At 52.8% G+C, this 13,887-nt stretch carries 12 protein-coding genes and 1 pseudogene; 8 read left to right on the top strand and 5 right to left on the bottom strand.

The features are described 5' to 3' along the window. The first annotated feature begins 135 nt into the window (after positions 1 to 135). On the top strand, positions 136 to 195 hold the full coding sequence (locus A7589_RS23655; protein ID WP_423779531.1) for a hypothetical protein: 60 nt from the start codon (positions 136 to 138) through the stop codon (positions 193 to 195). Next, the gene (locus A7589_RS04795; protein ID WP_000186355.1) at positions 176 to 1,414 is read left to right on the top strand and encodes an Nramp family divalent metal transporter; all 1,239 of its coding nucleotides are present in this window, start codon (positions 176 to 178) and stop codon (positions 1,412 to 1,414) included. Before A7589_RS23655 ends, A7589_RS04795 begins: the two co-directional genes overlap by 20 nt. Positions 1,415 to 1,557: 143 nt before the next feature. On the opposite strand, the gene ypeC is transcribed toward A7589_RS04795, so the two are convergent. Together ypeC and A7589_RS04785 are read right to left on the bottom strand one after the other, a co-directional pair. Beyond that, positions 1,558 to 1,884, bottom strand: a complete 327-nt coding sequence (gene ypeC, locus A7589_RS04790) for a DUF2502 domain-containing protein YpeC (protein ID WP_000490072.1) — start codon at positions 1,882 to 1,884, stop codon at positions 1,558 to 1,560. 114 nt (positions 1,885 to 1,998) lie between these two features. Beyond that, complete coding sequence (locus A7589_RS04785) at positions 1,999 to 3,255, bottom strand: ion channel protein (RefSeq protein WP_000903273.1); 1,257 nt, start codon at positions 3,253 to 3,255, stop codon at positions 1,999 to 2,001. A gap of 203 nt (positions 3,256 to 3,458) precedes the next feature. On the opposite strand from A7589_RS04785, the gene glk reads away from it, so the two are divergent. The 6 genes and pseudogenes from glk (at position 3,459) to ptsP (ending at position 10,894) form a co-directional block, all read left to right on the top strand. Next, a complete protein-coding gene (gene glk / locus A7589_RS04780; protein WP_000170359.1) occupies positions 3,459 to 4,424 on the top strand; it encodes a glucokinase in 966 nt (321 codons plus the stop codon). A 218-nt stretch (positions 4,425 to 4,642) separates the two neighbouring features. Further along, the gene (locus A7589_RS04775) at positions 4,643 to 4,969 is read left to right on the top strand and encodes a PTS fructose transporter subunit IIB (protein WP_000038454.1); all 327 of its coding nucleotides are present in this window, start codon (positions 4,643 to 4,645) and stop codon (positions 4,967 to 4,969) included. Between the two features lie 21 nt (positions 4,970 to 4,990). Beyond that, entirely contained in the window at positions 4,991 to 6,238 is a 1,248-nt protein-coding gene (locus A7589_RS04770; RefSeq protein WP_000985310.1) for a PTS fructose transporter subunit IIC, read from the top strand. A gap of 14 nt (positions 6,239 to 6,252) precedes the next feature. Next, a complete protein-coding gene (ypdF, locus tag A7589_RS04765; protein WP_000173277.1) occupies positions 6,253 to 7,338 on the top strand; it encodes an aminopeptidase in 1,086 nt (361 codons plus the stop codon). Then, positions 7,338 to 8,374 (top strand): annotated as a pseudogene (gene ypdE / locus A7589_RS04760) (aminopeptidase). The gene ypdF and the pseudogene ypdE overlap by 1 nt, the downstream one beginning before the upstream one ends. 24 nt (positions 8,375 to 8,398) lie before the next feature. Beyond that, positions 8,399 to 10,894 (top strand): phosphoenolpyruvate--protein phosphotransferase, encoded by a 2,496-nt coding sequence (gene ptsP / locus A7589_RS04755; RefSeq protein ID WP_000949095.1) that lies wholly within the window; start codon positions 8,399 to 8,401, stop codon positions 10,892 to 10,894. Positions 10,895 to 10,896: 2 nt separating this feature from the next. Here ptsP and A7589_RS04750 read toward each other — a convergent pair whose 3' ends face one another. The 3 genes from A7589_RS04750 to ypdA form a co-directional block, all read right to left on the bottom strand. After that, entirely contained in the window at positions 10,897 to 11,754 is an 858-nt protein-coding gene (locus A7589_RS04750) for an AraC family transcriptional regulator (RefSeq protein WP_105282817.1), read from the bottom strand. A gap of 12 nt (positions 11,755 to 11,766) precedes the next feature. After that, a complete protein-coding gene (gene ypdB / locus A7589_RS04745) occupies positions 11,767 to 12,501 on the bottom strand; it encodes a two-component system response regulator YpdB (RefSeq protein ID WP_001295458.1) in 735 nt (244 codons plus the stop codon). A 14-nt stretch (positions 12,502 to 12,515) separates the two neighbouring features. Continuing rightward, the coding region (gene ypdA / locus A7589_RS04740; RefSeq protein WP_108188746.1) for a two-component system sensor histidine kinase YpdA at positions 12,516 to 13,887 on the bottom strand (1,372 nt) is incomplete at its 5' end.

The following is a 13,887-nucleotide window of genomic DNA, read 5'->3' as shown; positions in this document are numbered from 1 at the left end:
TATGTAAATGTGCTAACATTAAACATAAAAATAACATTCAAGCCATCAATCTTTTCGTAGTCATAATCCTGGTCTATCAGAGAAATCATCACAACCATTTAAATGAATTTGATAATCATTCTCGTTTGACATAGCATGAAACATAGCAAAGGCTATGTTTTAGAGGCACAACAAGATGACGAACTATCGCGTTGAGAGTAGCAGCGGACGGGCGGCGCGCAAGATGAGGCTCGCATTAATGGGACCTGCGTTCATTGCGGCGATTGGTTATATCGATCCCGGCAACTTTGCGACCAATATTCAGGCGGGTGCCAGCTTCGGCTATAAGCTATTGTGGGTTGTTGTCTGGGCTAATCTGATGGCGATGCTGATTCAGATCCTCTCGGCCAAGCTGGGGATTGCCACCGGTAAAAATCTGGCGGAACAAATTCGCGATCACTACCCGCGTCCGGTCGTCTGGTTCTATTGGGTTCAGGCAGAAATTATTGCGATGGCTACCGACCTGGCGGAATTTATTGGCGCGGCTATCGGTTTCAAACTGATTCTTGGGGTTTCGCTGTTGCAGGGCGCCGTATTAACGGGTATCGCAACCTTCCTGATTTTAATGCTGCAACGTCGCGGGCAAAAACCGCTGGAGAAAGTGATTGGCGGGCTACTGCTGTTTGTCGCAGCGGCTTACATTGTTGAGCTGATCTTCTCCCAGCCTAACCTGGCGCAGTTAGGTAAAGGAATGGTGATCCCGAGTTTACCTACCTCAGAGGCGGTCTTCCTGGCTGCGGGTGTGCTGGGGGCGACGATTATGCCGCATGTGATTTATTTGCACTCTTCGCTGACCCAGCATCTGCATGGTGGGTCACGGCAGCAACGTTATTCAGCCACCAAATGGGATGTCGCGATTGCCATGACTATTGCTGGTTTTGTCAATCTGGCGATGATGGCAACGGCTGCTGCCGCGTTCCACTTTTCCGGCCATACTGGTGTCGCCGATCTTGACGAAGCCTACCTGACGCTGCAACCGCTGTTAAGCAATGCTGCAGCGACTGTCTTTGGTTTAAGCCTGGTGGCAGCTGGGCTTTCTTCAACGGTGGTGGGTACGTTGGCGGGGCAGGTGGTGATGCAGGGTTTTATTCGTTTCCATATCCCACTGTGGGTACGCCGTACGGTAACCATGCTGCCGTCATTTATTGTCATTCTGATGGGATTAGATCCGACACGGATTCTGGTTATGAGTCAGGTGCTGCTCAGTTTTGGTATTGCTCTGGCGCTGGTGCCACTGCTGATTTTCACCAGTGACAGCAAGTTGATGGGCGATCTGGTGAACAGCAAACGCGTAAAACAGACTGGCTGGGTGATTGTGGTGTTGGTAGTGGCGCTGAATATCTGGCTGTTGGTGGGAACGGCGCTGGGGTTGTAGTTGAACGGGCGTCGCATCAGACACCACAGGCGGATGCGGCGTAAAACGCCTTATCCGCCCTACGCGTTCAATGGAGTGGGGCTGTAGGCCTGATAAGACGCACAAGCGTCGCATCAGGCATCGTGCTCCATTAGTGGATGTGTTTAATGACGATGTCCGTGTCCACGGCCTTTCCCGCGATGATCATCACGGTCGCGCCAGCCTTCACGATAGCCACGCTCATACGCTTTACGCTTATCCCAGCCACGGTGGTAGCCATTATCGTGACGCCACCAGCGGTTTTTACGCCATTCGTAATTACGGTGCCAGTAATCACGGTCGCGCCAGTGACCACCGTCCCAGTAATTACCGTAGTGATCGCGATCGCCAATTTGTAATTTGATTGATGGCAGTAGGGTAATTTCACCTGCGTTTGCCGCAAGTGGGGTAAAAGCCATCAGGGCGGCCGCCAGAAACAGTGACCTGAACATTGTTATTCTCCTTCACGATCGAAGCCGTCAGCGGCCTGTTAACGCAATATTACGGGGAGGTAAAGCCCCGTTTCATCGCCATAACTCTTAAATCATGAGGGAGAGCATTTTTTGCTAAAGGTTATCGTGGGGTGGTTGCTGCTTCGGGCGATTCACAATCATCATTGGTTTGCCAGCCAGCAATAGCCATGCCGGAAGCATAACGATACAAAGTAGCGGTAGCAGATTGGTATCAGGTACAACGACCGCCGCCATAAACAGGCTTAACCAGCCATCGCGCGTTACCACCAGTACCATACCGAGAATAGCGCAGGAGACAGTAATTGCCGCCGGGACTGCGGGAACGTGTTCATGTAGCATCAAACCTAACGCCACGCCAACAAACACTGCCGGGAATATTCGCCCGCCACGAAACCCGCTGGCGGCGGCAATGACCAGAGCGGCGAGCTTAATCACCGCCAGTAAAAAGTAATCACTGGTGCTGAAAGCCTGATTCATCACCATTTGCTGCATCTCATCCAGCCCTTTAAACAGTGAAACCGGCCCACCAATAACGCCCAAAATACCGAGAATAAACCCGCCAACCCCGAGCATGAGCACAGGGTTTTTAATCTGATGCATCATTGCGTGCAACCGTGGCAGACACCATACGGCGACCATCCCCGCAGCGATAGCAATCGCCGCTACAATCGCACCGCTGATGATGTCTGCCATCTGCATCTGTCCGTAATGCGCAATGGGCAGCGAAAAATGAGGATGGAAAAATAGACTTGTCGTCAGCGCACCAGCCGCCGCTGCCATTAACGGCGCAAAGAGTCGATCCCATAGCGGCACTTCATTACTGCCATTTAAGGTTTGCGAAAATATCAACGCCGCCGCAACAGGTGTGCCAAATAGCGCACCAATAGTTCCGGCTGAGGCTAAAATAGTCCATTCCATCCGGTTAACTCGAGGTAACAGACGAGCGCCTATCGCCACCGCGAGGGCGATATTAACGGTCATAATCGGATGTTCCGGCCCCAGGCTGACACCACCGGCAAGACCGAGAATTAATGCTACGATAAGCCCTGGTAGCGCAGAAGGGGAGACTGGCGCGCCGATCAGCGGTTCACTGGCGGGGTCTGGTCCGGCATGACCCTGGCTGAAACGGATAACCAGTCCCACTGCGATCCCCGTCAACGTTAATATTCCGATGATCCACAGCGGTGAATCCTGGGCTATTCCCAGACTTCCCGGCAGTCGTTGCCAGAGTAAATTCTGTAATACCGAGGCGATTTTCATCACCACAATCAGAATAAGACTGGACGCAATCCCAATTGCCAGGGCAGGAAGCGATAATAACAACATGGTTCTGGCTCGCGAATGGAGCATGTTCTATTCCTTATGCGGGGTCAGATACTTAGTTTGCCCAGCTTGCATAAAGGCATCGCTGCAATTGGTGCTGAAACGATAAAGTAATAGTGTGACCCAGATCGATATTTACAGGGAGCCCGCCTTTCCGGCGTTGTTGTTAGGCTCCCAGGTATTTACAGTGTGAGAAAGAATTATTTTGACTTTAGCGGAGCAGTAGAAGAATGACAAAGTATGCATTAGTCGGTGATGTGGGCGGCACCAACGCACGTCTTGCTCTGTGTGATATTGCCAGTGGTGAAATCTCGCAGGCTAAAACCTATTCTGGGCTTGATTATCCCAGCCTGGAAGCGGTTATCCGCGTTTATCTCGAAGAACATAAGGTCGAGGTGAAAGACGGTTGTATTGCCATCGCTTGCCCAATTACCGGTGACTGGGTGGCAATGACCAACCATACCTGGGCGTTCTCAATTGCCGAAATGAAAAAGAATCTCGGTTTTAGCCATCTGGAAATTATTAACGATTTTACCGCTGTATCGATGGCGATCCCGATGCTGAAAAAAGAGCATCTGATCCAGTTTGGTGGTAAGGAACCGGTTGAAGGTAAACCTATCGCGGTTTACGGTGCCGGAACAGGGCTGGGAGTGGCGCATTTGGTTCATGTCGATAAACGCTGGGTAAGCCTGCCAGGCGAAGGCGGTCACGTTGATTTTGCGCCAAACAGCGAAGAAGAGGCCATTATTCTCGAAATACTGCGTGCTGAAATAGGCCATGTCTCTGCTGAACGCGTGCTCTCTGGACCAGGCCTGGTGAATTTGTACCGCGCGATTGTGAAAGCCGACAACCGCCTGCCAGAAAATCTCAAGCCAAAAGATATTACCGAACGCGCGCTGGCCGACAGTTGTACCGATTGCCGCCGCGCGTTGTCGCTGTTTTGCGTGATTATGGGCCGTTTTGGCGGCAATCTGGCGCTCAATCTCGGCACATTTGGCGGCGTGTTTATTGCGGGCGGTATGGTGCCGCGTTTCCTTGAGTTCTTCAAAGCCTCTGGTTTCCGTGCCGCTTTTGAAGACAAAGGCCGCTTTAAAGAATATGTCCATGATATTCCGGCTTATCTCATCGTCCATGACAATCCGGGTCTTCTCGGCTCAGGCGCACATTTACGCCAGACCTTAGGGTACGTCCTGTAAATCCTTCCTGCCATATCGGGAGGCAACTCTCCCGATAACCTTTTAAATCATGCGGTTAGTTCAATTTTTCTTTGTGTTTCATCACAAGGCCGACCTGCGTCACACTTCCGCACTACGGGATTAATTCTCCAGTAAATGCATTATTTGTCTGGTAACGGCAATTTGTTTTGCACGTTCATAATTTCACTCGTTAACTATAAACGAACGAGGAAATAACGATGAGTAAGAAACTGATTGCCTTATGTGCCTGCCCGATGGGCCTTGCGCACACTTTTATGGCGGCTCAGGCGCTGGAAGAGGCCGCAGTGGAAGCTGGCTATGAAGTGAAGATTGAAACCCAGGGCGCAGACGGCATCCAGAATCGCCTGACGGCGCAGGATATCGCCGAAGCAACCATCATCATCCACTCCGTAGCTGTTACCCCGGAAGATAACGAACGTTTCGAATCCCGCGACGTTTATGAAATCACTTTGCAGGACGCAATTAAAAACGCTGCGGGCATCATCAAAGAAATCGAAGAGATGATTGCCGCTGAACAACCGTAATTTTCGACAGGGATAATTGTTATGGCCATTAAAAAACGCAGTGCAACCGTTGTGCCTGGCGCATCCGGTGCGGCAGCGGCAATTAAGAATCCGCAGGCCTCTAAAAGCAGCTTCTGGGGTGAACTTCCGCAGCATGTGATGTCAGGGATTTCACGCATGGTGCCGACCTTAATTATGGGCGGCGTGATCCTCGCTTTCAGCCAGCTGATTGCTTATAGCTGGCTAAAAATTCCCGCTGACATTGGCATTATGGATGCACTTAATAGCGGGAAATTTTCCGGTTTCGACCTCTCCTTACTGAAATTTGCTTGGCTGTCGCAGTCCTTCGGCGGCGTGTTGTTTGGTTTTGCCATTCCGATGTTTGCCGCTTTTGTGGCGAACTCTATCGGCGGCAAACTGGCGTTCCCGGCTGGGTTTATCGGCGGGTTGATGTCTACCCAGCCAACGCAACTGCTGAACTTTGATCCCAGTACTATGCAGTGGGCGACCTCTTCACCAGTGCCGTCTACCTTCATTGGTGCACTGATTATTTCCATCGTTGCGGGTTATCTCGTGAAGTGGATGAACCAGAAAATCCAGTTACCGGATTTCCTGTTAGCGTTCAAAACCACATTTTTGCTACCGATTCTTTCCGCCATTTTTGTCATGCTGGCGATGTATTACGTCATCACCCCATTTGGCGGTTGGATCAACGGTGGGATCCGTGCCGTATTGACCGCCGCAGGAGAGAAGGGGGCGCTGATGTATGCGATGGGTATCGCAGCAGCGACCGCAATCGACCTCGGTGGCCCAATCAACAAAGCAGCAGGTTTCGTTGCTTTCAGCTTTACCACTGACCACGTATTACCGGTTACCGCGCGTTCTATCGCTATCGTTATTCCGCCGATTGGTCTGGGTCTGGCGACTATTATCGACCGTCGTTTAACCGGCAAACGCCTGTTTAACGCCCAGCTTTATCCGCAGGGTAAAACCGCGATGTTCCTGGCGTTTATGGGGATCAGTGAAGGTGCGATTCCGTTTGCGCTGGAAAGCCCCATCACCGCAATTCCGTCCTATATGGTCGGTGCGATTGTCGGCTCCACCGCCGCTGTCTGGTTGGGTGCAGTGCAATGGTTCCCTGAATCAGCAATCTGGGCGTGGCCGCTGGTGACTAATCTGGGCGTCTACATGGCGGGGATCGCGCTGGGGGCAATCATTACCGCGCTGATGGTGGTGTTCCTGCGTCTGATGATGTTCCGCAAAGGCAAATTGTTAATCGATAGCCTGTAAGAAGGAAAATTCAGATGACATTACTCGCTTCGCTGCGTGACTGGCTTAAGGCGCAACAACTGGATGCGGTGCTTCTCTCCTCACGACAGAACAAACAGCCGCATCTGGGGATCTCCACCGGATCAGGCTATGTGGTGATTAGCCGTGAGAGCGCGCACATTCTGGTGGATTCGCGCTATTACGTGGAGGTGGAAGCTCGTGCGCAAGGCTACCAGCTACATTTGCTTGACGCGACGCACACGCTGGCAACCATCGTCAATCAAATCATTGCCGATGAACAGCTGCAAACGCTCGGTTTTGAAGGCCAGCAGGTGAGTTGGGAAACCGCGCACCGCTGGCAGGCTGAACTTAATGCAAAGCTGGTCAGCGCCACGTCGGATGTGCTGCGGCAAATCAAAATGCCAGAGGAGGTGGAGAAAATCCGTCTCGCCTGTGGGATTGCCGATCGTGGTGCAGAGCATATTCGCCGCTTTATTCAGGCGGGGATGAGCGAATGCGAGATAGCTGCTGAACTGGAGTGGTTTATGCGCCAGCAGGGAGCAGAAAAAGCCTCCTTTGACACCATTGTCGCCAGTGGCTGGCGTGGGGCGCTACCGCACGGTAAAGCCAGCGACAAGATTGTTGCTGCGGGCGAGTTTGTCACTCTCGATTTCGGTGCGCTGTATCAGGGCTACTGCTCTGATATGACGCGCACCTTGCTGGTGAATGGCGAAGGGGTGAGCGCCGAATCTCATCCGCTGTTTAACGTCTATCAGATTGTTTTGCAGGCACAGCTCGCAGCAATCTCTGCAATTCGCCCCGGCGTGCGCTGCCAGCAGGTTGACGACGCCGCGCGTCGGGTGATTACCGAGGCAGGATTTGGCGACTATTTTGGTCACAACACTGGTCATGCTATTGGCATTGAAGTACACGAAGATCCGCGCTTTTCACCGCGGGATACCACGACGCTACAGCCAGGCATGTTACTGACCGTGGAGCCGGGGATTTATTTGCCAGGGCAAGGGGGCGTGCGCATCGAGGATGTTGTGCTGGTCACCCCGCAAGGCGCAGAAGTGCTCTACGCCATGCCGAAAACAGTGTTGCTCACGGGAGAGGCATAATGGATTTATCGCTATTAAAAGCGTTGAGCGAGGCCGATGCGATCGCCTCCTCGGAACAGGAAGTGCGGCAGATCCTGCTGGAAGAAGCGGATCGCCTGCAAAAAGAAGTGCGATTTGACGGTCTGGGATCGGTGCTGATCCGCCTGAATGAATCGACGGGACCGAAGGTGATGATTTGCGCCCATATGGATGAAGTGGGGTTTATGGTGCGTAGCATCTCCCGCGAAGGCGCGATCGATGTGTTGCCGGTTGGCAACGTGCGCATGGCTGCCCGCCAGTTGCAGCCGGTGCCATCACCACCCGTGAAGAGTGCAAAATACCTGGCCTGCTTGACGGCGAGAGGCAGGGGAATGACGTCAGCGCCATGCGCGTAGACATTGGTGCGCGTTCGTATGACGAAGTGATACAGGCGGGAATTCGTCCAGGCGATCGCGTCACGTTTGATACCACTTTTCAGGTTCTCCCTCACCAGCGGGTGATGGGTAAAGCTTTTGACGATCGTCTCGGTTGCTACCTGTTAGTGACCTTACTGCGCGAACTGCACGACGCCGAACTGCCTGCGGAAGTGTGGCTGGTGGCAAGTTCCAGCGAAGAGGTGGGATTACGCGGCGGGCAAACCGCTACCCGCGCGGTTTCACCAGACGTTGCGATTGTGCTGGATACCGCCTGCTGGGCGAAAAACTTTGATTATGGCGCGGCTAACCATCGCCAGATTGGTAACGGCCCGATGCTGGTGTTAAGCGATAAATCGCTGATTGCACCACCAAAACTCACCGCCTGGATTGAAACCGTGGCGGCAGAAATTGGTGTGCCGTTGCAGGCCGATATGTTCAGCAACGGCGGCACAGATGGCGGAGCGGTGCATTTAACCGGCACCGGCGTGCCCACGGTGGTGATGGGGCCAGCCACCCGCCACGGACATTGCGCCGCATCGATTGCCGATTGCCGCGACATTTTGCAGATGCAGCAACTTTTATCTGCCCTTATTCAACGTCTTACCCGTGAGACGGTTGTTCAACTGACGGATTTCAGATGATCTCCTGATTAACCCGGAGCGGTTATGTTATCGATTCAATTTCTCTGTCCTTTGCCTAACGGCCTTCATGCCCGTCCGGCGTGGGAACTTAAAGAACAGTGCAGTCAGTGGCAAAGTGAAGTGATCTTCATCAACCATCGGCAGAACGCCAAGGCCGATGCCAAAAGTTCACTGGCGCTGATTGGCACCGGCACCTTATTTAATGACAGTTGCAGCCTGAACATTAGCGGCAGTGATGAAGAGCAGGCGCGACGCGTACTCGAAGAGTATATCCAGGTGCACTTTATCGATAGCGACAGCGTACAGCCGACGCAGGCAGAACTGACGGCGCATCCGCTGCCGCGTTCATTAAGTCGCCTTAACCCTGATTTGCTGTACGGTAACGTGCTGGCGAGCGGCGTCGGCGTTGGTTCGTTAACGTTGTTGCAGAGCGACAGCCTCGACAGTTATCGGGCGATCCCTGCCAGTGCGCAAGACTCCACTCGCCTGGAACACAGCCTGGCAACGCTTGCCGAGCAACTGAACCAGCAACTACGTGAGCGTGACGGCGAAAGTAAAACCATTCTTAGCGCCCATTTGTCGCTGATTCAGGATGAAGAGTTTGCGGGGAATATCCGTCGTCTGATGGCTGAACAACATCAGGGGCTGGGGGCGGCGATCGTCAGCAATATGGAGCAGGTTTGCGACAAACTTTCTGCTTCTGCCAGCGATTATCTGCGTGAGCGAGTTAGTGATATTCGTGATATCAGCGAACAGTTGCTGCATATCACCTGGCCGGAGTTGAAACCGCGCAATAATCTGCTGCTTGAAAAACCGACCATTCTGGTCGCAGAAGATTTAACCCCAAGCCAGTTTTTGAGCCTCGATTTAAAAAATCTCGCAGGCATGATTCTGGAGAAAACCGGGCGCACCTCGCATACCCTGATTCTGGCGCGAGCTTCGGCGATCCCGGTACTGAGCGGCCTGCCGCTGGATGCGATAGCCCGTTATGCCGGGCAACCGGCGGTGCTTGACGCCCAGTGCGGCGTGCTGGCGATCAATCCTGATGACGCGGTGAGCGGTTATTACCAGGTCGCGCAGACGCTGGCGGATAAACGTCAGCAGCAACAGGCGCAGGCCGCCGCGCAGCTGGCCTATTCCCGTGATAACAAGCGTATCGATATTGCCGCGAATATTGGCACCGCTCTGGAAGCACCAGGCGCGTTTGCCAACGGCGCGGAAGGCGTCGGGCTGTTCCGTACCGAAATGTTGTATATGGATCGCGACAGCGCGCCGGACGAACAGGAGCAGTTTGAAGCCTACCAGCAAGTGCTACTGGCGGCGGGCGACAAGCCGATTATCTTCCGCACGATGGACATCGGCGGCGATAAAAGCATTCCTTACCTCAACATTCCCCAGGAAGAGAACCCGTTCCTCGGCTATCGCGCGGTACGTATTTACCCGGAATTTGCTGGCCTGTTCCGCACTCAACTGCGGGCCATTTTGCGCGCCGCCAGTTTCGGCAACGCCCAGTTGATGATCCCGATGGTCCACAGCCTCGATCAGATCTTATGGGGGAAGGGCGAGATCCAAAAAGCGATCGTTGAGCTTAAGCGCGATGGCCTGCGTCATGCAGAGACGATTACGCTGGGTATCATGGTGGAAGTGCCGTCGGTGTGCTACATCATCGATCACTTCTGCGATGAGGTCGATTTCTTCAGTATCGGCTCCAACGATATGACCCAGTATCTGTATGCGGTCGATCGTAATAACCCGCGCGTATCGCCGCTGTATAACCCGATTACGCCATCTTTCCTGCGCATGTTGCAGCAGATAGTGACCACTGCGCATCAGCGGGGAAAATGGGTCGGCATTTGCGGTGAGCTGGGTGGTGAAAGCCGTTATCTGCCGCTACTGCTTGGGCTGGGTCTGGATGAGTTAAGCATGAGTAGCCCACGCATTCCGGCGGTGAAAAGCCAGTTGCGTCAACTGGATAGCGAGGCGTGTCGGGAACTGGCACGTCAGGCGTGTGAATGTCGCAGCGCGCAGGAAATTGAAGCGTTACTCACCGCGTTTACGCCGGAAGAAGACGTTCGTCCGCTGCTGGCGCTGGAGAATATTTTTGTTGATCAGTCCCTTAGCAATAAAGAACAGGCGATTCAGTTCCTGTGCGGCAACCTCGGCGTTAACGGGCGCACTGAACATCCGTTCGAGCTGGAAGAAGATGTCTGGCAGCGGGAAGAGATTGTCACCACTGGCGTTGGTTTTGGCGTGGCGATCCCGCACACTAAATCTCAGTGGATCCGCCATTCCAGTATCAGCATTGCCCGGCTGGTGAAACCGATTGACTGGCAGTCAGAAATGGGCGAAGTCGAGCTGGTGATTATGCTGACGCTGGGCGCTAGCGAAGGGATGAATCATGTGAAAGTCTTCTCGCAGCTGGCGCGCAAACTGGTGAATAAAAACTTCCGCCAGTCGCTGTTCGCCGCGCAAGATGCACAAAGCATCCTGACGCTGCTGGAAACAGAATTAACCTTCTAAAGTTAGCCCTGAAAACGGGCGCTGTACTCTCCCGGCGTCAGGCCAAACTGATGCCGGAAGACGCGACAAAAATAGTCGCTGTCTGGAAAGCCGCAACGCTGTGCCACTTCATGAATCGACAGATGATATTTCTGCAAAATCATCCTCGCCTTTGCCATTCGCACCCAACGCACATATTCGATAAAACGCATCGTCCCATGCTGCGCAAACAGTTTTGACAGATGATTGGGCGTGATATTAAAAAACTGCGCCACGCTCTCGCGGGTGAGCGGCTGGGCGTAGTTATCCTGAACCCAGTTACAAATGCTGTGATAGAGAAAATCGCCGCGCGGCTGTGAATTGCCCGGCGGCATGTTCACCACATTTCGGCAAAGATGCAGCAAACTTAACACCAGCGGCTGAATGATATTCTGCTCCAGCGGCGAACGGCTGAGATGGGTGAGGGCAGTAAGCATCGCTTCACCTTCGCCACGTTGCAGGCTGGGAAGCTGGAGCTGGCGAACCGGATGTAACAACGACGTGGTGCGGCTATCGTAAAACGATAACCCCAGCCAGGTCGGCGCGAACACCAGGCTTAACAGCATCACCGGTTTTTTGTTCACTGGTAAATTAGCCGCGCGCGCCGGAATAAACAGCATTTCTCCTTCCACCATGTGCTGCTGCTTTGCTTCCAGCAGGTTGCCGTATTCGCCGCGCAGCACAATATCCAGACGGGGAAAATCAATACACAAACTGCCCACCGGCAACGTGGCGGGCTGACTGGCAAACCAGACGCGCCCCAGTAGTTGCGGGTTAAGCACCAGGCCGCTGAACAGATCGGCGAAAAATTGTTGATCGGCGGGCAAGCCTGTTGCTTTCATGAAAGTTCCCGATTACAGATGCATTAACTGGCGGAATTCTTTAACTTTGCTGCGGCTGACCGGCACTTCAAAATCCAGATCTTTCAGTCGCAGAATGTAGGTGTTATTAAACCACGGTTCGATTTCGCGTATTTTGTTCAGATTGACACAAAACGAGCGATGGCAGCGGAAAAAATGCGACGGCGGCAGCTTGCTGCAAAATTCGGTAATGTTCATCGGCATTACGTAGGATTCACGCCGCGTATAGACAAAGGTCATTTTTTCGTGCGCTTCGGCGTAATAGATATCATTAATTGGCGTAACGATAATTCGCTCATCTTTCACCAGATTAATGGTGTCATTCTCACGCGTTACTGTTGCCGCAGGCGTACTGCTGGTTTGCTGTTGCTGCCAGGCCGCTTCCAGTTTTTGCAGCATCCCGGTGATGCGTGACTCCTGATACGGTTTGAGAATGTAGTCAAACGCCTCCAGTTCAAACGCTTCTACCGCATGTTCTTTCCACGCGGTGATAAACACAATAAACGGTTTATGGGCAAACTGGCTGATGTTTTGCGCCAGCAGCACGCCATCCAGCGACGGAATATTGATATCCAGAAAAATGGCGTCGACGCGGTTATGCTGCAAAAACTTCAACACGTCCAGACCGTCGTCAAAGGTGCCGACAATCTCCATCTGGCTGTGCTCTTTAATCAGCCAGCTCAGTTCCTGTTGTGCCAGGAATTCGTCTTCAACAATGATGACTTTCACAATATCACCCCGGCTCAAAGCAATAACGTAGCCTGTGAGGCGACTGGGGTGCGTTGGTTAGGAATGTAAAACGCAATTTCCGTCCCCGGCTCCAGGCGGCGGATATGCAGCCCCTCGCCATACAATAACTTCACGCGATGATGGACATTCAGCAGGCCAATTTTATTTCCCGGCATTTCGTTCGCTTCGACCCGCTCAATCACTTTCGGATCGATGCCGTGCCCGGTATCTCTCACCGCAATACGAACCCGATTACCGCACTCTGCAACGCTGATGGTGACAACGCCTTTACCTTTGCAAGGCTGAATACCGTGGACAATAGCGTTCTCCACCAACGGCTGGATCAGCAGGCTGGGTATACAGCAATTCACCTCTTCATCAATATCATAGATAACAGTCAGCTTGTCGCCAAAGCGAGCCTGCTCAATGGCGATATAGTCCTTGATTTGATACAGCTCTTTTTTGATATCGATTTGCTCATCGTCTTTTAATTCAATGTTATAGCGCAGATAACGCGACAGATTAAAGATCAGCTGGCGAGCGGTATCCGGATTCAGGCGAATTGATGAGGAGATTGCATTCAGAGCGTTAAACAGAAAATGGGGATTAATTTTGCTTTGCAGGGCGCGAAGCTCTGCCTTATTTGCCATTTCACGCAGCTGCTCGGCGCGAGAAACTTCCAGTTGCGTGGAGATGATTTGCGACAGACCGACCGCCATTTCCTGTAGTGACGAAGTGATCTGATGCGCGTGGCAGTAGTAAATTTTCAGCGTCCCGGTAACGACTCCTTTCTCCCAAAGCGGGATCACCAGCATTGAGTGGATTTCCGGTGTGCGGTGAGCTTCATCATTATTTTTAATGATGATTTTTCCGTAATTCATCGCCTGACGTGTGGTTGGGCTAATAAAGTCATCACCATTCTGATAGTTATGTTCACCCACGCCAACGTAGGCCAGCACATGATCGGTATTGGTGATTGCTACCGCATCGGCGTGAATGTCATCGCGGATAATTTCGCAGACCTTGCGTAATGACTCGCTATTGACATGGCGAAACAGCGGCAGCGTTTTGTTGGCGATATCCAGCGCCAGCTTGGCTTGCCGCGCGGCGCTGGCCTCCTTTTCGCCCTCAACGCTTTGCACCAGCAGCACAATAAAACCGATACAGACGCTGCCGAGGATCATTGGAATCCCGATTTTTGACACAATGTCCAGCCCCAGTTCAGTGGTCGGCGCCCAGACAATCACCAGAATCATGGTCAGCGTTTCGCACAACATGCCGCCGAGAATACCGACTCGCCAACGCTGCGCTTTGGGGATTTTCAGGTTGATCCAGCCCGATATACATCCCGCCAGAATACTGGTGATAAAGCAGGGGATCGCCGTC

The organism is Escherichia sp. MOD1-EC6475 (assembly GCF_003046645.1).
GTDB lineage: Bacteria > Pseudomonadota > Gammaproteobacteria > Enterobacterales > Enterobacteriaceae > Escherichia > Escherichia ruysiae.
Note: the sequence above shows the minus strand (reverse complement) of the source record. Positions and strands in the feature narration are given on the sequence as shown.